The 21,228-nt window shown below is 41.2% G+C and carries 23 protein-coding genes, 6 tRNA genes and 1 pseudogene; 10 read left to right on the top strand and 20 right to left on the bottom strand.

The genetic code is table 11. The annotated features are described in order from the left end of the window. Positions 1-82 precede the first annotated feature (82 nt). From C9991_RS11660 to C9991_RS11675, 4 genes are all read left to right on the top strand, one after another. Complete coding sequence (locus C9991_RS11660; RefSeq protein WP_106812664.1) at positions 83-1,063, top strand: hypothetical protein; 981 nt, start codon at positions 83-85, stop codon at positions 1,061-1,063. A 90-nt stretch (positions 1,064-1,153) separates the two neighbouring features. Further along, positions 1,154-2,806 (top strand): hemin receptor, encoded by a 1,653-nt coding sequence (locus tag C9991_RS11665; RefSeq protein WP_106812665.1) that lies wholly within the window; start codon positions 1,154-1,156, stop codon positions 2,804-2,806. Positions 2,807-2,911: 105 nt separating this feature from the next. After that, positions 2,912-2,987: transfer RNA gene (locus tag C9991_RS11670), tRNA-Thr, on the top strand. A 31-nt stretch (positions 2,988-3,018) separates the two neighbouring features. Beyond that, a tRNA-Gly gene (locus C9991_RS11675) sits at positions 3,019-3,091 on the top strand. 181 nt (positions 3,092-3,272) lie between these two features. Here the strand turns inward: C9991_RS11675 and C9991_RS11680 are convergent. The 9 genes from C9991_RS11680 to C9991_RS11720 all read right to left on the bottom strand — a co-directional run bounded on the left by C9991_RS11680 (position 3,273) and on the right by C9991_RS11720 (position 7,051). Beyond that, positions 3,273-3,346, bottom strand: a tRNA-Asp gene (locus tag C9991_RS11680). A gap of 32 nt (positions 3,347-3,378) precedes the next feature. Further along, positions 3,379-3,455, bottom strand: a tRNA-Asp gene (locus C9991_RS11685). Positions 3,456-3,492: 37 nt separating this feature from the next. Next, positions 3,493-3,566: transfer RNA gene (locus C9991_RS11690), tRNA-Asp, on the bottom strand. Positions 3,567-3,597: 31 nt separating this feature from the next. Continuing rightward, positions 3,598-3,674, bottom strand: a tRNA-Asp gene (locus C9991_RS11695). A 94-nt stretch (positions 3,675-3,768) separates the two neighbouring features. After that, positions 3,769-4,290 carry a GNAT family N-acetyltransferase gene (locus C9991_RS11700; protein ID WP_232823319.1) on the bottom strand — a complete coding sequence of 174 codons (522 nt, stop codon included), beginning with the start codon at positions 4,288-4,290 and terminating at the stop codon, positions 3,769-3,771. Beyond that, positions 4,287-5,477: a glycosyltransferase family 2 protein gene (locus tag C9991_RS11705; protein WP_106812667.1), complete on the bottom strand. Its 1,191-nt coding sequence runs from the start codon at positions 5,475-5,477 to the stop codon at positions 4,287-4,289. Before C9991_RS11705 ends, C9991_RS11700 begins: the two co-directional genes overlap by 4 nt. 13 nt (positions 5,478-5,490) lie before the next feature. Next, positions 5,491-5,916, bottom strand: coding sequence for a hypothetical protein (locus C9991_RS11710; protein WP_106812668.1), 426 nt, complete (start codon positions 5,914-5,916; stop codon positions 5,491-5,493). Continuing rightward, positions 5,913-6,530, bottom strand: a complete 618-nt coding sequence (gene recR / locus C9991_RS11715; RefSeq protein WP_106812669.1) for a recombination mediator RecR — start codon at positions 6,528-6,530, stop codon at positions 5,913-5,915. Before recR ends, C9991_RS11710 begins: the two co-directional genes overlap by 4 nt. A 23-nt stretch (positions 6,531-6,553) precedes the next feature. Then, positions 6,554-7,051: an outer membrane beta-barrel protein gene (locus C9991_RS11720; RefSeq protein WP_106812670.1), complete on the bottom strand. Its 498-nt coding sequence runs from the start codon at positions 7,049-7,051 to the stop codon at positions 6,554-6,556. A gap of 106 nt (positions 7,052-7,157) precedes the next feature. Between C9991_RS11720 and C9991_RS11725 the strand changes: the two genes are divergently transcribed. Then, a complete protein-coding gene (locus tag C9991_RS11725) occupies positions 7,158-8,819 on the top strand; it encodes a glycoside hydrolase family 10-like protein (protein WP_106812671.1) in 1,662 nt (553 codons plus the stop codon). Positions 8,820-8,848: 29 nt separating this feature from the next. After that, positions 8,849-9,790 (top strand): acyltransferase family protein, encoded by a 942-nt coding sequence (locus tag C9991_RS11730; RefSeq protein WP_106812672.1) that lies wholly within the window; start codon positions 8,849-8,851, stop codon positions 9,788-9,790. Positions 9,791-10,304: 514 nt separating this feature from the next. Here the strand turns inward: C9991_RS11730 and C9991_RS11740 are convergent. Then, positions 10,305-11,267, bottom strand: coding sequence for a nucleotidyl transferase AbiEii/AbiGii toxin family protein (locus C9991_RS11740; protein ID WP_106812674.1), 963 nt, complete (start codon positions 11,265-11,267; stop codon positions 10,305-10,307). Beyond that, entirely contained in the window at positions 11,254-12,009 is a 756-nt protein-coding gene (locus C9991_RS11745; protein WP_106812675.1) for a type IV toxin-antitoxin system AbiEi family antitoxin domain-containing protein, read from the bottom strand. Before C9991_RS11745 ends, C9991_RS11740 begins: the two co-directional genes overlap by 14 nt. 446 nt (positions 12,010-12,455) lie before the next feature. On the opposite strand from C9991_RS11745, the gene C9991_RS11750 reads away from it, so the two are divergent. Next, positions 12,456-12,707 (top strand): copper resistance protein NlpE N-terminal domain-containing protein, encoded by a 252-nt coding sequence (locus tag C9991_RS11750; protein ID WP_232823345.1) that lies wholly within the window; start codon positions 12,456-12,458, stop codon positions 12,705-12,707. Here C9991_RS11750 and C9991_RS11755 read toward each other — a convergent pair. Both C9991_RS11755 and C9991_RS17295 read right to left on the bottom strand, forming a co-directional pair. Then, on the bottom strand, positions 12,671-13,105 hold the full coding sequence (locus C9991_RS11755) for a hypothetical protein (protein WP_106812677.1): 435 nt from the start codon (positions 13,103-13,105) through the stop codon (positions 12,671-12,673). The two genes, C9991_RS11750 and C9991_RS11755, sit on opposite strands and share 37 nt — an antisense overlap. Before the next feature lie 508 nt (positions 13,106-13,613). Then, positions 13,614-13,706 (bottom strand): annotated as a pseudogene (locus C9991_RS17295) (recombinase family protein); the annotation flags it as partial. Between the two features lie 144 nt (positions 13,707-13,850). Here C9991_RS17295 and C9991_RS11770 point away from each other — a divergent pair. The 3 genes from C9991_RS11770 to C9991_RS17095 all read left to right on the top strand — a co-directional run bounded on the left by C9991_RS11770 (position 13,851) and on the right by C9991_RS17095 (position 16,243). Further along, complete coding sequence (locus C9991_RS11770) at positions 13,851-14,126, top strand: hypothetical protein (RefSeq protein WP_106812679.1); 276 nt, start codon at positions 13,851-13,853, stop codon at positions 14,124-14,126. A 197-nt stretch (positions 14,127-14,323) separates the two neighbouring features. After that, positions 14,324-15,637 carry an ATP-binding protein gene (locus C9991_RS11775; RefSeq protein ID WP_106812680.1) on the top strand — a complete coding sequence of 438 codons (1,314 nt, stop codon included), beginning with the start codon at positions 14,324-14,326 and terminating at the stop codon, positions 15,635-15,637. A gap of 447 nt (positions 15,638-16,084) precedes the next feature. Then, complete coding sequence (locus tag C9991_RS17095; protein ID WP_232823320.1) at positions 16,085-16,243, top strand: hypothetical protein; 159 nt, start codon at positions 16,085-16,087, stop codon at positions 16,241-16,243. Positions 16,244-16,443: 200 nt separating this feature from the next. Here C9991_RS17095 and C9991_RS16910 read toward each other — a convergent pair whose 3' ends face one another. The 7 genes from C9991_RS16910 to C9991_RS11815 form a co-directional block, all read right to left on the bottom strand. Next, the gene (locus C9991_RS16910) at positions 16,444-16,779 is read right to left on the bottom strand and encodes a hypothetical protein (protein ID WP_106812681.1); all 336 of its coding nucleotides are present in this window, start codon (positions 16,777-16,779) and stop codon (positions 16,444-16,446) included. A gap of 234 nt (positions 16,780-17,013) precedes the next feature. Further along, positions 17,014-17,520, bottom strand: a complete 507-nt coding sequence (locus C9991_RS11790; RefSeq protein WP_106812682.1) for a hypothetical protein — start codon at positions 17,518-17,520, stop codon at positions 17,014-17,016. An 8-nt stretch (positions 17,521-17,528) separates the two neighbouring features. Continuing rightward, positions 17,529-18,053, bottom strand: a complete 525-nt coding sequence (locus C9991_RS11795) for a hypothetical protein (protein ID WP_106812683.1) — start codon at positions 18,051-18,053, stop codon at positions 17,529-17,531. Continuing rightward, on the bottom strand, positions 18,040-18,594 hold the full coding sequence (locus C9991_RS11800) for a hypothetical protein (RefSeq protein WP_232823321.1): 555 nt from the start codon (positions 18,592-18,594) through the stop codon (positions 18,040-18,042). The genes C9991_RS11795 and C9991_RS11800 overlap by 14 nt, the downstream gene beginning before the upstream one ends. Positions 18,595-18,784: 190 nt before the next feature. Continuing rightward, positions 18,785-19,459: a hypothetical protein gene (locus C9991_RS11805; protein ID WP_106812685.1), complete on the bottom strand. Its 675-nt coding sequence runs from the start codon at positions 19,457-19,459 to the stop codon at positions 18,785-18,787. A gap of 177 nt (positions 19,460-19,636) precedes the next feature. Next, a complete protein-coding gene (locus tag C9991_RS11810) occupies positions 19,637-20,251 on the bottom strand; it encodes a radical SAM protein (RefSeq protein ID WP_106812686.1) in 615 nt (204 codons plus the stop codon). Between the two features lie 3 nt (positions 20,252-20,254). After that, entirely contained in the window at positions 20,255-21,211 is a 957-nt protein-coding gene (locus C9991_RS11815; protein WP_106812687.1) for a carboxypeptidase-like regulatory domain-containing protein, read from the bottom strand. Positions 21,212-21,228: the final 17 nt, after the last annotated feature.

The raw sequence follows: 21,228 nt of genomic DNA on the forward strand, positions 1-21,228 counted from the left end.
CGTTTTAGGGTTTTTCCCTAATTTTGCAACCAAATAAGCATTAATTTTGCATACATAAATAATGTAACAATAGTAAACCATTATGAAGACACGGTTATTATTTCTCTCAGTCCTTATAACGGCATTGCCAATGTCAATGGCTGCCCAGGACGACGACCTCTACTTCAAGCCGAAGAAGAGATCGAAGACTGAAATGTCCACACATTTCGATAAAAACATATACGACAGACCTGCCTATTACTGTGGCAGCAACCGTAACGTTGACGAGTATAACCGTCGTGGCAAGCTCAAGAGTTACTATCAAAAGATAGGTACCGACTCTCTTGGCAACGACATTCTTGAGTTTCGCGAGGGCGATGGCACTTATGGCAAAGCCGATCTCGACTCTACCATAGTCATCTATCCTGGCTCCGAGCGCTATTACGACGAAGATAACGACTATACTTATTCTCGTCGCATGGGTCGATTCGACGGTTTTTACGGCTATTGGGACCCTATGTTCTACGGTTCGTATTGGGGTTCTCCCTACTGGCGTGGCTATTATAGCTGGTACGACCCATGGTATGATCCATGGTACGGACCTTATTACACTGGTTGGTATAGCGGATGGTACAATCCGTGGTACTATGGTTATGGATGGGGACATCCATATTGGGGATGGGGCAGTGCTTGGTATCCATCTTGGCATTATGCCTATAACGGACCAACTGGCACATTAAACCACTCCAACCGTAAAGGTTCCTTCGGCAGTCGTGGCTCGTCTACAAGCCGCAGCGCCTTTGGCAGCCGCAACACATCTAACGCCAACAACCGTTGGTCAAACGACAGCCGCAACGACCGCAACTCATTTGGTAGCCGCAACAACCGCTCTAACAATACCTATCGTCAGCAGCAATATCAACAGCCTACCTATACCAATCCTAACAGCAACTTTGGTTCAAGTCGCGGATCATTTGGTGGAGGATCTGGTTTTGGCAGCAACCGCGGTAGCTTTGGTGGCGGTGGAGGCTTCGGAGGAGGCGGAAGCCGTGGCGGTGGAGGAGGCTTTGGTAGTCGCCGATAACACACTATCTGTTTCTGACTATGGTCTATACCGTAGTCAGAATACTGTATACAAACAACAATCCTAAAAAAATAAAGTACAGCAAACGCTATGAAAAAGATATTTTCAATAATGACAGCCGCAATGCTTGGCACTGTGGCGTCTGCTCAGGAAACCTACGACAACGCTCCTTTAGCACAGAAGGATCTTAACGGAACCGCACGCTACGTAGGTATGGGTGGCGCAATGGAGGCACTTGGAGCTGATGTTTCGACAATGGGAACTAACCCTGCGGGCATCGGTATGTTCCGTCGCAGTGTTGTCAATGGTTCATTTGGATTCAACAGTCAGTCGGAAGCCGAATCGTTTAATGGTGCCGACAAGACCAATATGAGTTTTGATCAAGCCGGCTTTGTATACTCTATGCGCACAAGCCGTAGCTCTTTCATCAACTTCGGATTCAGCTATACAAAGAGCAAGAACTTCGCTCAGATTCTCTCTGCTACCGACAAACTCAATGGTGCATCACAGAATAAATTGTCGGCAATGAAGAATCTCAATGGTATCTACAAGTTTGATGGCAGCAATGGTCTAAACGCCAAATATGCCACATATAGCCAGGTAGACCATCTTTACAGCAATGTTCTGTTCAACCATTACGATGCCGACAACGCAAGCGACCCTAACAACGCCGTTCTTAATAATGGTGTTATCGTCAAGGAATCAAGCCCTACAACTCCTGTTTATTTCAATGCCACCGACTATCAATTCGGTCGTGCCACATCCGGATATATAGGCGAGTACAACTTCAACATCAGCGGCAACTCAAACGACCGTTTCTACTGGGGCTTGACATTCGGACTATACGACGTCCACTATAATGGCTCGTCCGATTATGCAGAAAATCTTGTTGACGGCAGCAACCCTATAGGCAATATACTTATGAGTGACGACCGCAAGATTACTGGTACAGGTTTCGACATTAAGGGTGGTATCATCTTCCGTCCGGTTGAGGAATCTCCTTTCCGTGTTGGTCTATATGTTCACACACCTACATGGTACGACCTCACTACAAAGAACTATACAACTCTCGACATAAGCAACCTCAACCAAGGCTATGGCTCTATCAACAAGGACAAGTCATACGAGTCGTACGACTTCAAGTTCTACACTCCTTGGCGCTTCGGCGTTAGCCTTGGCCATACCGTTGGCAATTACCTTGCTATCGGTGCCACATACGAGTATGCCGACTATTCTACCTGCGACATCCGTATCAACGATGGTGGCACAGTTGACGAATGGGGCTACTATTACGACGAAAGTCACAGCGATGAGGTTATGAAGCAGAGTATCAAGAACTCGCTCAAAGGTGTGCACACTCTTAAGCTTGGTGTCGAGTTCAAACCAGAAAAGAACTTTGCCGTTCGTCTTGGCTACAACTATCTCTCGGCAATGTATAGCAAGGATGGCTACAAGGATGGTTCACTCGATTCGTACGGCACATACTACAGCTCTACAACCGATTACACCAACTGGAAGGATACTCACCGCATAACCGCAGGTTTTGGTTATGCCTTTAAAAACTGGAATTTCGACATTGCCTATCAGTACAGTCAGACCAATGGTGACTTCTATCCTTTCATGAGCTACGTAGACCAGCCTACCAATGCCGAAAGAGTGCCTGCATTCGACAATGTATGCAACTCTACAAAGGTTAGCAACAAGCGCAACCAAGTGCTCATGACCATTGGTTACAAGTTCTAACACGAATCTGACAGAGCGATAAGCAACAGACAAAAAGTGGTGCAAAAGTTTGGCTCATTAAGAAAAAAGCCTTACCTTTGCACCGCATTAAGAAACAATAGGGTTGCCGATATGGCTCAGTTGGTAGAGCAACGCATTCGTAATGCGTGGGTCCCCGGTTCGAGTCCGGGTATCGGCTCCATAATTGCTTTCTCCTTAATTCGCTCTACTTTGCGGTAATAGCTCAGTTGGTAGAGCACTAGCTTCCCAAGCTGGGGGTCGCGGGTTCGAACCCCGTTTACCGCTCACTACTCCACTAATTTAATTTATATACATATATACTATATACAACGGTTCTCATTTCGAGGACCGTTTTTGTTTATATAATACTAATAAGAAATGATTATTTGATCCTGGAGATGGCAAAATAGAAGTTAGCTTATAAACAACAAAGAGATGATTCCCTAAGAAATCATCTCTTTGTAGGCGGTGCGTACGAGACTCGAACTCGTGACCCCATGCGTGACAGGCATGTATTCTAACCAACTGAACTAACGCACCAAAGTTATCAAAAACTTTGTCTGAAAAAACGTTGGCGGTGCGTACGAGACTCGAACTCGTGACCCCATGCGTGACAGGCATGTATTCTAACCAACTGAACTAACGCACCAAAGCATTTTCACTTTGTCGTTATTGATAGCAACCAGCGGTGCGTACGAGACTCGAACTCGTGACCCCATGCGTGACAGGCATGTATTCTAACCAACTGAACTAACGCACCAAGGCTATCAAAAACTTTGCTCAAAAAATGTTGGCGGTGCGTACGAGACTCGAACTCGTGACCCCATGCGTGACAGGCATGTATTCTAACCAACTGAACTAACGCACCATAAGGCATACTCCTCAATTAGCTTGAGAGGCTAACCCTATCATTTTTTTAGCGAGTGCAAAGATATGAAAATTTCCTATAACCGCCAAACTTTTCAGCAGTTTTTTTGCAATATTTTTTGCATTACTATCGCATTTTGATAGTTATCACCATCGTAAAGCCAATCTTTAAGCACCGCCGACCGCTCAAAGCCCATCTTGTCAAAAAGCACTAACGAAGCCGCATTCTTCTGGGAAACAATGGCATACAACTGACGCAAATGAAGTGTATGCAGTGCATAATGCATTATTTGCTCCAAGGCAGACATTGCCAGACCTTTTCTACGAAAATCTCTATGTACTACTATACTTATCTCCGCTCTTCGATGCTGCGCATTAAAGTCAAACACGTCAATCATGCCCACTGTCCTTCTCTCGCAATCTTCCACAATCATCCTAACCTGTCCGTCATTATATATATCGTTAGACGAATTGGCTATATAGTCATGCAATACATACCGCGAGTAAGGCACACTGGCATTGCCAATGTTCCACACCTCATGGTCGTTCTCCATTGCATACAGAAAATCGAGATCTTCCGGTTCCATGGCTCTCAGCCTTGCCTTCTGTTCCATCATGCTATAATCTCCTTGTCGGTTATTATGATATTGGTCTTTGGACTATATGTGCCGATAGATACGTTTGGCTTGCTATGTTCCTGGAAAATCTTGAATATACTGTCATACGAAAAGGCATCTGTGTCGTACACCACATTCACACGCTCCGTATCAGTTATTGTGATATTGCCATGTCCATCTGGCATGGTCTGTTCTGTTCCCTCAACAAACTCCGCCTCTATGCCTCGCTTGTTGCAAATAGCCTTACATCTCTCTATGCTCGCGCACGTACCTATAAATATATATCTTGCATAACTTCCCGCATTGGGTAGGAAAAAACCCAGATTCTTCTTTACAGATGACATCTGCATCTTAAATAAGGTTATGGTGGCCTTAAATATAATAGCCGCCTTTATAGGCAGTGTTACAAATGCCGCCTTATTGCCATAATGCTTGCGGAAGAATATCAGCATGGCGTTGTAGAACACGTGTACATAACGGAACGACGACTTATGTGCGCTCTCGCCTTTATAATGCAGCATGGTTGCAGGCACAAACCAGTTCTCGTAACCTCCCTTTAGCAGGCGATACGATAGGTCGATGTCCTCGCCATACATAAAGTACTCCTGGTCAAGCAATCCCACTTTGTCTAATGCCGAACGGCGCAGCATACAGAATGCACCGCTTATTATATCTATACGCGATGGTTTGTCCCAAGGCAGATAACCCATATAGTAACGACCAAAGCGGCGATTCTGCGGATACATGGCACACAATCCACTCATCTTATAGAACGATGTTGCCACTGTAGGCACACCGCGTCTCGACTCTCTTGCCTTTGTTCCATCGGCATTCAGCATCTTTATGCCGGCACCGCCTGCCTTAGGATGCTCGTCCATAAAAGCCAGCACATCGGCTATCGTATGCTCGCCTACAATAGTGTCTGGATTTAGCAGCAGCACATACTCGCCTTTGCTTTGTCGTATGGCAATGTTGTTTGCACGCGAGAAACCAAGGTTGTGGTTGCTGCAAATAAGATGAATATTAGGAAACTTATTGCCGATATACTCCACCGTACCATCGTCAGAATGGTTGTCCACTACATATATCTCGGCGTCTATATCCTTTATAGCCTTTTGCACAGCCATAAGGCACTGCTCCAAATAGAAGCGCACCTTATAACTTACAATTATAACTGTCAGTTTCAAGTCTTTGTATGTTTTAATTGTTATTGGTAGCCACCTCCTGCTCGCATCGTGCCTTTGTTGGCAACACAAACGCAAGGCACAGGAAGATGATTATGGCCATATAGCCGAAAGCCACATTCATGTATAGATAATAAAGCAGGATGTTTGCCACCATTGGCACACACAACATCAGCATTCTAATCATGCCAAACTTCAGCAGAGCCTCAGCCGATATCAGTCGTTTCTTCAATGCGCCAAACTTGAACAGTCGCAAAGCCACTGGTATCACACATAATGTTAGCAGTTCCATAACGGTTGCCGCCCAGAACTCATCGCTGCCATTATCATCTTTCAATATGCCCGTTGGCAGTATGTCAGTCTCAAACAGCGCCGCCATAACAAGCGATACAGCTACAAAGACTGCAAAAGTTGTCATCAACAGTTTCTGTGTATGTTTCATTGTTTTGTTGTCATTGTTGTACGGTTAAGTATTGCACGTCCCAAAGTCACCTCGTCAGTATACTCCAGTTCGTCGCCCACGCTTATGCCACGTGCTATCACACTCACTGCCACATCATATGGTGCAAGCTTTCGCGATATATAGAAGTTGGTTGTGTCGCCTTCCATTGTCGAGCTCAGTGCCAATATCACCTCCTTCACACCACCATGTGCCACACGCTCCACAAGCGAGTCTATCTCTATATCGTTAGGTCCTATACCGTCCATCGGCGATATTATGCCTCCAAGCACATGGTACAGACCGCGATACTGTTGCGTGTTCTCCACCGCCATAACGTCGCGTATATTCTCCACAACGCATATGGTCGTAGCGTCACGATGGGTGTCCGAGCATATCGGGCACACGTCTGTATCGCTTATATTATGGCATACTCGGCAATATTTCACCTCCTTGCGCACACGCGATACTGCCGAAGTGAAGTTGTCCACATCATCTTCCGACCGTCTTAACACATCAAGTACAAGTCGCAAGGCTGTCTTGCGACCAATACCTGGCAATTTAGAAAATTCCGCAACCGCCCTTTCCAGCAATTGCGAGGGATAAGTATTGTCCATCAAAGTGTGGTGCCTCCCCTACTCTATTCCTTGAAAAGATATACGCCAACGCCTATACGCAGACCGATTGTCGAATAGTCCTTATGGTTCTTAAACGACTGTTCGTAGTATATCGCTGGCTCTACCGTAACCGTGTTGTTCACGAAGAAGGCGTATCCCACTTCCACACCAGGCATAACATCGTTAAATTTCTTACCCTTGTGCACAAGCTTGCAGTTGGCACCAAGGTATATGCCATTCTGCTCTATATAGTAGCGTCCGCCCACACCCACTGAGTAGCGGTCCTTTATCTCCTTGTTTCCGTTATGGTCGTAACCCACCTGTCCGTACAACATAATGTCGTCTGCCACAAAGTATCCTCCCTGAGCCTGAATGCCAAGGCAGAACTTGTCGCTACCCGAATAGCTGGCGTTAAGTCCTGTCAGCGAACCGCCGATATATGTCTTGCCCTGTTCAAACTGAGCGCTTGCTGCTGTTGTCGCAAGCAAGGCCACAGCCATTGCCATTAATTTCTTTTTCATATGTGTATTTCTGATTGATTGTTAGTTGCAAATTTACACATTAAATTTGAGAAATGGAAAAATATAGCTACCTTTGTGTTTTGAAATACAGAAATAGGAACATTAAATGAGATATATTTACACCTTATTTATTATGCTGCTCATATCGCTCTGCGCGGTATCACAGCCCAAACACGAAGTACGTGCCGTATGGCTCACAACAATAGGCGGTATCGACTGGCCTCACTCTTATGCCCAGTCTGCCCGCTCCATAGATAAACAGAAGGATGAGCTTCGCCATATCCTCGACCAATTGCAGCAGGTTGGCATCAACACCGTATTGCTTCAGACACGTGTTCGTGGCACTATGATTTACCCTTCCACCTACGAGCCATGGGATGGATGCTTGTCTGGATTCCCCGGCAAAAGTCCGGGCTACGATGCTTTGGCGTTTGCTATCGACGAGTGTCATAAGCGTGGCATGGAACTCCATGCTTGGATGGTCACCATTCCCGTTGGCAAATGGGATGCTCTTGGATGCCGCCAACTACGCAAGAAGATGCCGCACAACCTGATAAAAATTAAGGCCGACGGCTATCTCAATCCAGAGTCGCAGCAGACTGCCGACTATCTTGCCTCGCTTTGCGCTGAGGTTACCAGGCAATACGACATCGATGGCATTCACCTCGACTATATACGCTACCCAGAAGACCTTCCTAAGCTTAAGTCGCTCGACCGACAGCATGGACGTTCCAATATCACGCGCATCGTGTCCGCAATATCCCGACGTGTCAAGAGTCTTAAACCGTGGGTCAAGATGAGCTGCTCGCCTATAGGCAAGTATGATGACACCGCCCGATACTGGAGTCATGGATGGAATGCCAATACCACTGTATGTCAGGATGCTGTTGCATGGCTGCGCGATGGTCTTATGGACGAGCTGTTCCCAATGATGTATTTCCGCGACAACAATTTCTTTCCTTTCGCTCTCGATTGGAAAGAACAAAGTCACGGACGTATCATTGTGCCAGGTCTCGGCATCTACTTCATGTCGCCACGCGAGCGCGACTGGCCTTTAACCGATATAACACGCGAACTTGAGGTATTGCGTCACATAGGACTGGGGCATGCTTACTTCCGCTCTAAATTCTTCACCGACGACACCAAGGGCATATACACCTATGCCAAGAACAGCTACTGTCGCTATCCCTCATTGGTTCCGCCAATGACATGGGCAAGTCGCCGCAAGCCTGATATGCCGTCCCAACTATCTCTCAGTAGTATAGCCAATGGTGTGTCACTGCTAAGCTGGAGCCATACCGAAAAGGATACTACAATGATGATGTTCAACATCTACGCTTCCAAAAAGTATCCTGTCGATACCGACGACGCCCGCAATCTTATCGCCATACGCCGTCAAGGCAGACAGTTGCTTGTTCCCAACGATGGTTGCACCCATTATGCCGTAACAGCAACCGACCGATACGGCAACGAGAGTAAGCCTCTTCAGGAGGATGCACCATATGATTATGCCGAGACTCAATGCAGCAACACCCGTCTGCTAAACTGTGATGGCAAGAAAGTAAAGGTGCCCGAAGCATCCCGCCTTGCCGATACCGAGTTTCTTTTGGTTGAGTCATTGCAAGGTGTTGCCATCACCACATTGCCGTACAATCCCACTGCCAAGACAGCCAACATAAGCAGAATAAAGGATGGCATCTACCAGCTACGCTCTCTCAACCGCAAGGGCAAGAGCCACCGACTCGGCATGTTCATCATAAAGAGATAACACACCATTCACCTCGATTCAACAACATTATGAACACCAAGCACAACACCACCATCGACTTCATGCGCGCCATACTCATAGTGCTCATGATACTAATACATATCGTCAACTTCGGCACACTCTATCCCGATATCAAGGACGGCATATTATCATTCCTTATGCCTTCGTTCCTTGTCATCACGGGCTACCTTGTCAATGTAGACAAGCCTTTAGGTAAGTTCTGTGCCTACATCATACGCATAGCCTTGCCCTATACCATTATGGTTACGGGCTTTGTCGTACTGTCCCTGTATCTACCAGTACGCGGAGGCATCACCAATTTTGATATTCCTACCTTATGCCACACTCTCTTCATCACATCCATAGGTCCCTATTGGTTCCTTCATGCAATGATAGTATGCGGCATACTATATTATGCCACCTTCCGCCTAACCTCCAACACATGTCTTAGCATCGTGTCACGCCTGTCATTGCTTGCCACCGTAATGATTGTGGTTAGTCAGTACACACCATTTCTCAGTCTACGCAACGCAGCCTACTATTTCATTGGCGTCCTGATACGAGTATGCTTAGGCAACTTCAACTCGGTATATCGCAAGAGTCTGTTGACTCTCCTGCCCTTCGCCTTACTTGTATCCCAACCCCACCTACGCGATTGGGGCATCCTTTCCGTCCTTGCATGCGTACTATGTTTCTTCTGTTTCAGTGCAAGCTTAGAGCAACTCTCTCCCTTATACTTACGTAATGCAATGCACTACATAGGTCGCAACACCCTTCCAATATACATCTTCCACCCCATCTTCACCATGCTTGCCAAATACTTCCTACCCATCTTCTCCTTCGACCCTACCGGCCTAACCCATGCCATCATCACCATCCTCCTATGTCTCCTTGGCAGCATCGCCATCGGACATATAATGGATCGCACCCACATGTCATATATATTCGGCAAAGGAAAAATCATGAGATAAAACAAATCAAAAGGCGGATAGCGACGCTCCATTTCTATAAGGTCCACTACCGCCTTCCTCAGCTCCTTCATTCATTTCTTTTCTAATTCCATAATTTTGATTCGTTAACATAAAGCTCTAAAGCAGCCAAAGGAGAACAAGAGAGGTTGGAACGTAATTTGTTCGCTTTCGCTAAACTTAGAATCGTCTTTCGTTTCATTTCCTTCCAGAACAGCTTCATAAAGAACAAGAAAATAAAAATCGGAAGAGTTTATCATTCGTTCCATAATTAGTGGAACTATTTGTTTTCCCATTGATTTGAGAGGAATGAACTCAGGCAATTTTGCATATGAATATGTGCTTGCACTATATCGCGTCTTAGGATTATGATCTATTGCTATGTTCCATTTATCCACTAAACTTGCAAAACGATTTTTTCTATGTCCTTTTCCTGTTTCATACACTATCTATACAGTTGAGCCAATCAAAAAACTAAGCAAAACAACAACTTTTTTCAAAATTTACAGAAAAACATTCAACGACTCCTTGTCTTCCACAAAGCCATAGGATGAAATTTGATTCTATTGACCATCTCTTTATCTTCGAACAGCAATTCTGGAATATACTTCTTGTCATTGAATTCCCGCACATATTCTTTCTCTGATTCTGTCAGAACCAATAGCTTTGAGAGAAAGTCTTTCACTTCTGTCTTGGCTTTTTCAAAGTCAAAATGCTCACTGCGCCTAAGCACAGGCAAGAGTTGCGAACGAATCTGCGGAAAACGGATCTTGTCTATCTGCGGAAAGTCAGTATATTCTGTAGGCGTAGCGTTGTCTTTTCTGCTTGAGCCAACAGTCAGATAAAAGACGGTCGCTTTTCTCAGCAACGTTTTCTCTTCATCGCTCACGAATAGTTGATGCTTCACCATGTTATAGACATCATAAATGTCACGTGCAGCACTTCTACCTATCAAGGCGTTTATCTTGGTGGCAAACAATTCGACAGGTGAAAGAGAACGTACCTTCACATCGCTCAGAAACGGAATGGACACATGAGTCTCTATGGCAGGCAGGATATGGCAACGGTCGGAATAGTTGATTTCAATCTTGATGCCATCGTTGTTGCCTGCGGCATTGGTATAATGAAACACCCATGAGTCAAGCGTATGCGGTGTCTTGGAGCCAGGCGCAAGATGATAACCATCCGACTCCATATAGCGTAGAATCTCGTTATTCACTTCTTGGCGAATGGAGAGCATGGATTCTCGGTCGCAATCCACCGTAAAGTCAAGGTCTATATCTACCGAGAGTCTTGGCAGTTGGAAAACGGTGAGATTGATGGCTGTGCCACCTTTCAGCACAAGAGATTTAGACAGCAAAGGACTGTCATGGAAATAGTTGAGTATCTCCACCAATCGCATCACCTTTTCGAGGTTGTCGCGAATAAAGCCTTGCTCCTTGGCGATGATGTCAAGAGCTTGTTTGTTATATGAGTTCATATTCTTCCTTTGATGTTAGTTCTTGCGGCACATACATGCGCCATTTATTTACAAATGTATCCGACTCTTCGTTGTTAGTCAACCACTTGACGCTTTTGGTTCCCTTGGCTCGGCACAGCTCCAAGAGGGATTCTGAGATGTTGGCTTGTTCCTTGATTCGCTCCAACAGATAGCCTGTCTTCTGGTACAGGAATGCCTTGTCGTACCTTGCGAGATAATCGATGAGCCTTTCCTCATTAAGCAAGACGATACCCTCCATGCAATGCAGCAATTCCTCAATGCCCCCAGCTCGGTCGATACGGTCAAAGCAATCCAACAACGTACTCTCCATATCCGTTACTCGTACATAAGGGTTTCCCTTGGGAGTCATCATACCAACGATTTCCTTTGTTTGTCGGCAATAGGTGTAATCCACATCGTCGAAAGAAAAGGAATTGAAGCGAGTCATGCTTTTCACAAAAACCTCATTGAAGGGTTGATGAGCCAATCCATGAAATTCCAATGCTGTGTGATAACTGATGCAAGCTGTAGGTGACAAGTGGCTTCCTATCTCATACTTGTCGCAAACTGGTAAGCCCGATGCAATATCCTTCATACAATAGGTATTGCGCCGTATAGCCACAATCCACCCTTGTTGCTTGTACCGAGCAAGCAACGATTTCACCTTGCCTTTCAGAGCCTCAGAAAGTTCATCCGAAGTGAATATCCGCAGCTTGTATAATATACTCAATAGTTCTGTCATTGTTTCTAATTTTGCGCAAAGATATGAAATCTAATTTGTTTATGAGAAAAATCAGAAACTTTTTATGCTTTTTTATATGTTCTTTCCATCTTAATTGTCCGACTACGGAGGAACAAATCACCGACAGGCAAGTTCTTTTGGGAGTAACCCAAAAGGTTTTTTGCTCAGAAAATAAGGCTTGAAGAGTTTGAATTAGATAAACTTTTGAATGGAACGTTATGTTTAAGTCCTGAGATAGCTTCTTCTTTAGAACGTTTTTTGTGGCATTCCTGCTTCTTTTTGGCTTTCTTTGCAATCTGCTTATGAAGAAGATTTAGATAATTATAGCAGTTTTGGTTATCTCATTTGTTACATCTTATATATTATGCGGCACAGAACAAAATGATGCAGGTATTGATTCTATCAAGATTGAAGAATATACGGCAGTTTTGGGAAACAGAGTTAGCTTGGATTCCATAGCTGGAACTTATAATATTGTTGAGACAACACTCACGTTAAATGCTGACTGTACTTATTTTTGGGCACAGACATTCAAAGAAAAGCAGAACGAGCAGGAAAGGTTAAAAGGTTCTTTCCAAGTGCTTGACGGCAACATATTGCTACTTGTGAATCCTTCGAGTGATGACAATATATTATATAAGGTGAGAGGGGATAAAATATATTATATACCTCGATTCTCAATCTTTATTAATTTATAAGATACACCTTTTATTCTATAATAGAGCACAAAAGTACCAGAAGATATTATTCTCATCCCGTCTTTTTCGTGTATAATTTGACATATATTAATTTTGATTATTACCCTATTCTTTTTATAAATAAGATATGGATTCATCTTATATATAGGTGAACTTTCTCCCAATCTCAAAAAAGGAACTTTAAAAGAAATATTTTTGCTTATCTTGTCTTGTTCTTTATTTAAATTCGCTTTTTCATCTAAAATAAGATAAAGAGTATCAGTCTTTTCCAAAACTTCATCCTTTAGTAATTTTTCGTATAATACAGATATGGCATTGCCATATATTGATTTATTACTTTTACATTGTGCTTCTACATTAATATAGAAGCACAATGTTAATATAAATAGTATTTTCATCGTATAAAAGCAAGCCTATTACCCTTTTAAACTGTTTATCTTGGCACAAACACTTTGCACATTGTCAAGCCCATAAAGCATTGAACGTGAATCAATACCCATCCACGAAAATAAAGTCTGAATTTTCTGGTATTCATTGACGATGTAACTTGTGTCTATTTCTGATGCATAAAAGCCCTTAGCAGACATTGTCCTGTCGCACGATATTGTAGTGAGGAAAACATATATTTCCATACACCGAATTCCATTTCTGCAATAAGTTTGGAATGAGAATATTCGTTCATTTACTTGGTTGTAACAAGAAAAAACACTATCTTTGTAGCGTTGATTCCCGGTAGCCTCTGATTCGTCAAGCTATCGGGTCTTGTTTTTATAGGATTCTTGCCTACAAAAATACATTTTTTCTGCGATTACGATTAAACCACATTATATAATTACAGAAAATTAACCGTAAAAATTTGCTAAAAGTCCTTGCTGTTTCGTATTATTATTGTATTTTCTCTATTTACCGCTTCCTTCCTGATTGCAATCGGAATGAGATATTGTCACGTTCCAATTGCGCACATGTCAAAAGCGTGGCTATCATTATCGGGGCAAAGAGGATTACCTTTTCGTATCTAAACAGAATCCACACAATCACTTTTCTACCGTTTAGAGTGTATAGTACTGATAATCAACTAATAACACATTCAAAGGTTGTAGCGGATTAACCTCTATTTATGTATATGCCGAGAAAGTACCTGAAATGGGTTATGGTGTATTTGAAAATTGTGATGCCAAGAAATGTACTGTTTATGTTCCTAAGGGAACTTATGATGATTATTGGCTCTCTGACTTTGGTTACTTCTTTGAGAATATAGTAGAATTCGATCCAACAGGCATCGACAAGACTACAACCTCTACCGATGTTGAGGAAATATCTCGCTATTCTGTAAATGGTCAGCGATTGGTAGGTCCAACAAAGGGATTGAATATCGTGAAGTATAGCGATGGTAGCGTGAAGAAAGTAGCTGTAGAATAAGACGAAAGCATCCTTATAATATTTGGGGCACGATTGGTCGTGCCCATTTTTTGTTTCTAATCTATCTTATATCTTAACTTTTTGTCTTTTATTTCCCCAAAGTATGTTTTTTTTTCGCGATTTAGGGATTTTGATGACAAAATATTGTATCTTTGCGGTGTTTATTTAACACGCATTAATTTAACGGCTGTTACATTATGAAGTTTTATGATCGGAAAAAGGAGATAGAGATACTGCGCAGGAACTGGGAAAAATCGGCTAAGCATTCCCTTTTTACTGTGATGATAGGCAGAAGACGTATCGGAAAGACGCTTCTCTTGCTCAAGACGGAGCAAGAGCAGAAGATGCTGTATCTATATGTGTCGAAGGACAACGAACGTGTTTTGACGGAGAAATTCCAAAAGACTGCTGAGGAAGTGCTGGGACTTCATGTATATGGTAGAATGGAGACTTTTGCACAGTTCTTCGAGCAAATCATGAAGTATGGAAAGGAACATCATTTTACCATTGTCTTCGATGAGTTCCAAAACTTCTTGAATGTGAATCCAGCCATTCCAAGCCATATCCAGGACATTTGGGATAGATACCACGAATCAACAATGGTCAATCTCGTGGCTTGTGGCAGCATCTATAGCATGATGCACAAAATCTTCGATAACGATGACGAGCCTCTATATGGCAGGAAGGATTGCGAGATAAGGCTCAAGCCATTTAGGATAAGCGTTATCAAAGAAATCTTGCATGACTACAACCCCAACTATACTTCTGAAGACTTGCTTTGTCTGTATATGTTGACTGGTGGTGTAGCTAAATACATCGCCTTGCTGATGGATGCAGGAGCGACCGATAAAGAGAGTATGCTCCGTTGGGCAACAAGCTCGGAAAGTCCTTTAATCACAGAGGGTAAGGAAATTGTGTTGTCGGAGTTTGGCAAGGATTATGCCAACTATCTCAGCATCTTGCAGCTGGTGGCTGGGGGAATGACTGTTCAGAACCAGATAGATAATATCATCGGCAAGAATACGGGTACCTATCTGAAGCGACTGGAGGAAGACTATAACTATGTAAGCAAGTTGACACCGATGTTTAGCAAGCCTGGCAGTAGAAACCTCAGGTGGAGTGTAGAAGATTGCTTCCTGCGCTTCTGGTTCCGTTTCGTCTTGCCTAATCAAGCTTTGATAGAAACGGAGCGCAACGACTTGCTCTTGGAAATCGTGGAGCGAGATTACAATGACTATACGGGGCTGGTGCTGGAACAATATTTTCGCCAAAAGATTGCTGAGGAGAAGCGTGTTACCTTGGTTGGAAATTATTGGGACAGGAAAGGAATGAACGAGATAGACCTTATCGCACTCAACGATATTGACAAGACGGCATTGGTGGCAGAAGTGAAGCGTAATGCCGACCGATATAATCCTAAACTCTTGCAGGAGAAATTTGAATCGATTCGTAGTAATTTCGGAAAGTATAAAGAAGTGCAGCTGATAGGCTTGTCTATGCAGGATATGTAAGGCTGATACATCGAAAGATAAAGAGCGGAAGAACAAAAGGGGGTTAACAGAGTTAACAGCTGTTTTTTCGCTCTTTCTTCTCTAACAATACTCTGTTAATTCTAATGTAATCGTTTGAAAATGAGAGAGTTAATTAACGTAATATAACTAATAAAATTTGGTTATGTGGCTGATTATCAATAACTTTATAGTGTACTAAGCTTAAAGTAACATGACATCAGAACCACTCAACCAATATACGGAAATCTGCAGAGATGCTATCAAAAGTTCATCTGCAAAGTTAAGCAAAACTTTCGAGAATCTACTCTTGGAAATACTTTTATTGTACATTACGATACAGAGAAAGATAAATTTCACTCAAATGGAGCGCTACGGCGTTCCAATAAGCCTGGACGTCCCAAGACACTTGACGGAAAAATCGATTACAAGAAACTTGACCTCACACGCATGGTTGAGCTGCATATTGAAGGACTTGAAGGCACAGCCTACACACTCATAGCCTATTCAAAGGCATTGAAGCAGAAAGTGCGTCTTGTCATTTGGATTATGCCGAACGGAAAGTTAATTAGTCATACTGGCAAAGAACTCTTTGGCTGGGCAGCGTAAAGCCGCTTAGCCGTTATCTCAAATTTTAACGAACTATTGTTTTATAGCACAATACAAATACTTTATTGAAAGGCGGATTAGGAGAGATTCCGCTTCAATAAACAATATAGTCCTTGGATACTTTTACATTTTACTAATATCATCATCAAGTTGTTTCCTCCAGATTAAAGTTCCGATACCTGAAAAGATGAACGTGAAAATTAAAGCCGCTTGGGCATAACCGACAGGCAAATAATCTCCTTCAAAAAAAGATAATCCGTTTCTGAAGCATAGTATAGTTTAGGAAAGATTCCTGACTTTATTTTGTTCAAGTTTCTATCTCCTGTATGCAATCTATATTGCTTTGATTTATATGTTATTAAAATTGTATTTGAACGTTTGTAATTAAGTTTTTCTTCATATCCATTATACTGATAATCTACAATAGGCTTCTGAGTTTTTTCGATATGGTTACCATGTAAATATAAGAAATATAAAGCAAGAGATAAAACTAACCCTGCACAAAAAAGTGTTTTAAATAATGTTTTAATTTTCATATTGTTTCCAATTCAAATTTAAAGTGCTTATCATATCAATGTTTGCATAAATAAACATTTCACTTTTTGTTTTTACCATTATCTTAATGAGCATTACATGGCAAAATGTTCCTCACCACATCCATTCCGAGGCAGCCTTGTTGATAGGTGAAGGTTACCGTGTCACCCATATGATAGTCTTCTTTATTGATCCAACACCAAATCATTTTCGCAAGGCGCATTATAATTACATGTTTATCGCCATCCATCTTTCAATAAAGATAACACCTCTTGAGATACAAAGATGTTATTTTTCTTGGTAAAACATTTATTCATAGCTCTCAATATTTCTTTATAGATTTGCATGGCTTCGATTGAGCTATCAGTAAAGACAGCAGCACGACCTGCTATTAAAACATGTTCTGCTTTCTTATAAATACCTCCTGTACTTAACTCAACACCTTTAGGATTCGTTGACAAGTCTATTATGTAACGATATGAGCCGTTCCGCTGCATCACAGTTCTACTTTTTACATTTTCATCTAATGGAATAACCATATATCTATTATCCAATGACATCCAATTGCTATAGTATGTATAACCTAGATCTTCAAAATTAGATATGGATATTTCTCTTCTGATAGTTTTATGTTCAAAACTTCCCATTAGTATATATTCTAAAGGAACTTTTTCTTCTACAACAGACATCATTTTAATAAGATCCAATTTTGTTAAAAAAAATACTTGTTGTTTACTTTTCATACAATATATTATTCAACATAAACTTTTATAGAATATAGAATAGAAATAGGTGGATTCATATTATTGAAGTATGTTTCAATTTTATTTATTTCATTTTCATCCTGTACATATCCACCTATTTTCAGACTAATAGGATTGACGAAACGTCTTCCAATATATATATAAGCATTGGGAAATTCGTTAGGAATACAGAGTCTTGCTTTCTTAATCCATTCTTCAATTTTCAAAACTACTTTTCCATCTTTACTATTTGCCCATTTATAATCATCCCAAATATCTCGAAATTCATCTTTTATATCATCTAATAAGTCATAAGATAAAATGTTTTCTAATTTATCTATTATTTTTTTGATTTCTGATTTTCTTGTGTCAGGTTGTAATGGAAATAGTGAAAGAAGTTTCTTAACATTAGGGTCTTTCCTACATTTTAATTGTTGCATTATATAATTGCTAAAATTAAAATGTAGAAATTCAGAGATATCAGCCTGTATCGTTGTCTCTTTATCTTGATTATATTTTTCAATGATGTTCATATATGAATTCTATTGTTTCATAGTGTTTCCTATATTCTTTTTTTAATTTTACGACCCTATTATTCTTATCATAAGTAAAGACACATGTATATGAAATAATGACGTCAGACATGTTTGGCTTATATGTATAACTATATTGAGTAATAAGACAATCCTTGACTATAATTTCAATACTTAACACATAGTCAACACTGGCATCAAGATATGTGTAATACTTATTGATATTTTGTATAGAAATCTTTTTTTGTTCCCCTATTGGCTTTGTAAATGACAAGATTTCGCTTGGGCCATAACTTGATAAAATATCAGCAATAACACATGCATCCTTATATATGACCTCGGGATATTTTAGCTTTATTCCATAATCTGTTAGGCTATTAGATTGATTTAAAAATATCTTTTGACGCGTTTTGTCATCTGTGGACAATTTAATCAATCTACCCTTTTTATTATATACCCCGATTTTTTTCCCGTGTAGAAATAAACTTCTCTCTAACTTATAACCATTACTTAAAATGTTTACAACAGTCTGTGATTTCAATTCCAAACTGTTTAGAATTGAAATCACAGAAAGTATTAATATCGCGCAAAATCTCATTACTAATTTTTATTTAGTTCCTTGCTTTAGGATTTCTGTTCCAAGTTCAATACTTAACATTATGCAATCTTTTGCATAATGCTTCCATACTGCGAAAGTACGGAAGCATTTGTATGGGGGAAAAGACAAAAGATTATTGCAGACTCTTGTCAAGGATTTCAAGAAGAATGGCAGGGTCCTCGTGGATTTGCTCAGCAGTGAGTCCTCTCTTTTCCACTTCTTCAGCGACGGCAGGATAGTCCTTGAATTTTTCCTTTATCTTTTTCAACAGTTTCTTTTGAGAATATTTTTCTCTTTTGGAATTAATTTTTTTATCCTCAAATAACATCCAATAGTAAACAAGCTTTCCGCCATCAACCTTATAGTCGTATGATCTACAGCCCAAGTAAACGGTATTATTTGTCCATATACCAGTAAACGACCTGCTGTGGGTGGAATTGTCAAAAGCAAACGGCTGCATATAGCCCGTAACATGTTTACCCTTGTAAACAACTGTAGCCAAATACTGGTATTTAGGGTCTTCGTCTATAAGGATGAAAGTGCGTTTCTTGCCATCCTGGAGAGCATTATCCACCTCAAGGGATTTAATGTCTACGATTTTGTATTTTACATCCTTACCATTTTGTGTTTCACTGAAATAGATGTTTTTTTTCATGAAGTGGATGTCGTTCTGCAAATAGCCGTTGAGCACAGTACCGTCTTTAAGAGTCAGCACTGCCTTAGGCCATACGACTTTGGGTTTCTTGGCGTTTGCTGTTATCGCAAACGAGAATACCATTAGGAAGATGATGAAAAATAGTTTCTTCATAAGCGAATAATTTTATGGTTTTTAATGCGCCAAATTTAATACTTTTTTTCTTAACAAGCAAATGTTTGAGGTCGTTTTTTAGAAGATTCAATCTCGTTATATAATGAAAAATCAAAGTGTGAAAATGCTTCCATACTGCGAAAGTACGGAAGCATTTGTATGGGGGAAAAGCCAAGATTATTTTATAACATAACGGAAGATGTCAAAGCGAGAAAAGCCAATGCTTTCGAGAATTTCCCTGCTTTTGATTTGATTGCTTTTATTGTTGTAGTTTTTTATGAGAGGAATTCTGATAATGGTCTTATCTGCATACCCATTGTCTACAAGCCATTTGAGATTGGCTAATACAAAAGAGTTGTTCTTGCCTGTGTATTGCTTGTAAATAAACTCGTCCATATCTTTGATGTCAATCACTAAAAGGTCAGCAAATTGAGCAACTTTAAAGATATTTTTGTTCGGTACATTCAATGAAGATTCTATGGTGATTTTCCATTCCTCTGGCATTTTTCGAGTAAACTCACTTATAAAATCAGCGTACAGCAGTGGCTCACCACCACCAAAAGTAACTCCTCCACCCGTTGCCAAAAAATAAATATTGTCAGGCATCAAGCGTTCTATCAGTTCATCAACAGTAAGCTTACATTCTGGTGATTCTTTGAAGCATTGGGCGTTTATGCAATATGCACATCTAAGTGGACATTCATGAAATGCAACGAGAGTAGTGATGCCGTCACCGTCTGTAGCCAAGCGGTGACGGTCAATTCCTATCAATGGTGCTTCTAATGATGGCATAAGTTACTTTAGCATAATATCTATTGGTATCATAATTTTCGCACATGTCGGCTTGCCGTCTTTTAAGGCTGGCTTCCATTTAGGCATCGCTTTTACAAGTCGTAACACTTCCTCTTTCATCTCTTGAGGACAAATTGTTATGACTTTAACATCGGCAAGACTGCCATCCCCCAACACATAGAAAGAAACATTTATGCGCTGCTGATATGCTCCTTGTAAAGTTTCAGGTACACATAAATTTTGTTCTACAAAATGTAGTAGGGCACTGTTGCCGCCAGGATAGAATGGCCCTGTGTCAAAATCTTTATTTTCAACAACCATTTTTCCTTCCTGTTTTTTCTTGCGACGCTTCTTTGTTTTAGGCTTTTGTGGTACAACTACAACCATTTCTCCTAAAATATTATAGTCTTCTTCCGTTAGGCAAAGCGTGTTAAAGCCTTTCAAGTCCAGTTCGCTGAATGAATAGACCTTGTTTTTATAACCAATATATTCCAATCGTAGCGTGGAATCCCTTGGAAAGGTAACAGAAAAGTTTCCGTCAATGTCTGTAATGCTGCCGGATCGTTTGTTTCCTACAACAATAATTACACCAACAATAGGAGTTCCGTCAGCATCTTTCACACATCCATTGATTGTAACTTGTGCTCTTGTTGGCAGAGAGTCTGCTGCGATTACTTCATTACCAATAGGTACAGACGGTGACGAAGTTTGGGCATATACATTGTATGGGGTCGCCAAAATGCCAATGGCAACACCTGTAACACAAACAGCCTCTCCCATGCGTTTGCGTAAAGACAATTCCGACTCTATATATTTTCTTTCAGTCTCGCATGCTGGACATGTTCCACTGCAATGTCCTTTGAAGTGGCAAACTCTTGGCTCGTATGCAATGCCATTCATGTCAGCAATCTTTTTTCTGACAGCTTTCAGTACGTCGCAAATTTTTCTACCCCTATCCATAATATTACTAAATTTAA

Source organism: Prevotella merdae, from assembly GCF_900290275.1.
In the GTDB taxonomy this organism is placed as follows: domain Bacteria; phylum Bacteroidota; class Bacteroidia; order Bacteroidales; family Bacteroidaceae; genus Prevotella; species Prevotella merdae.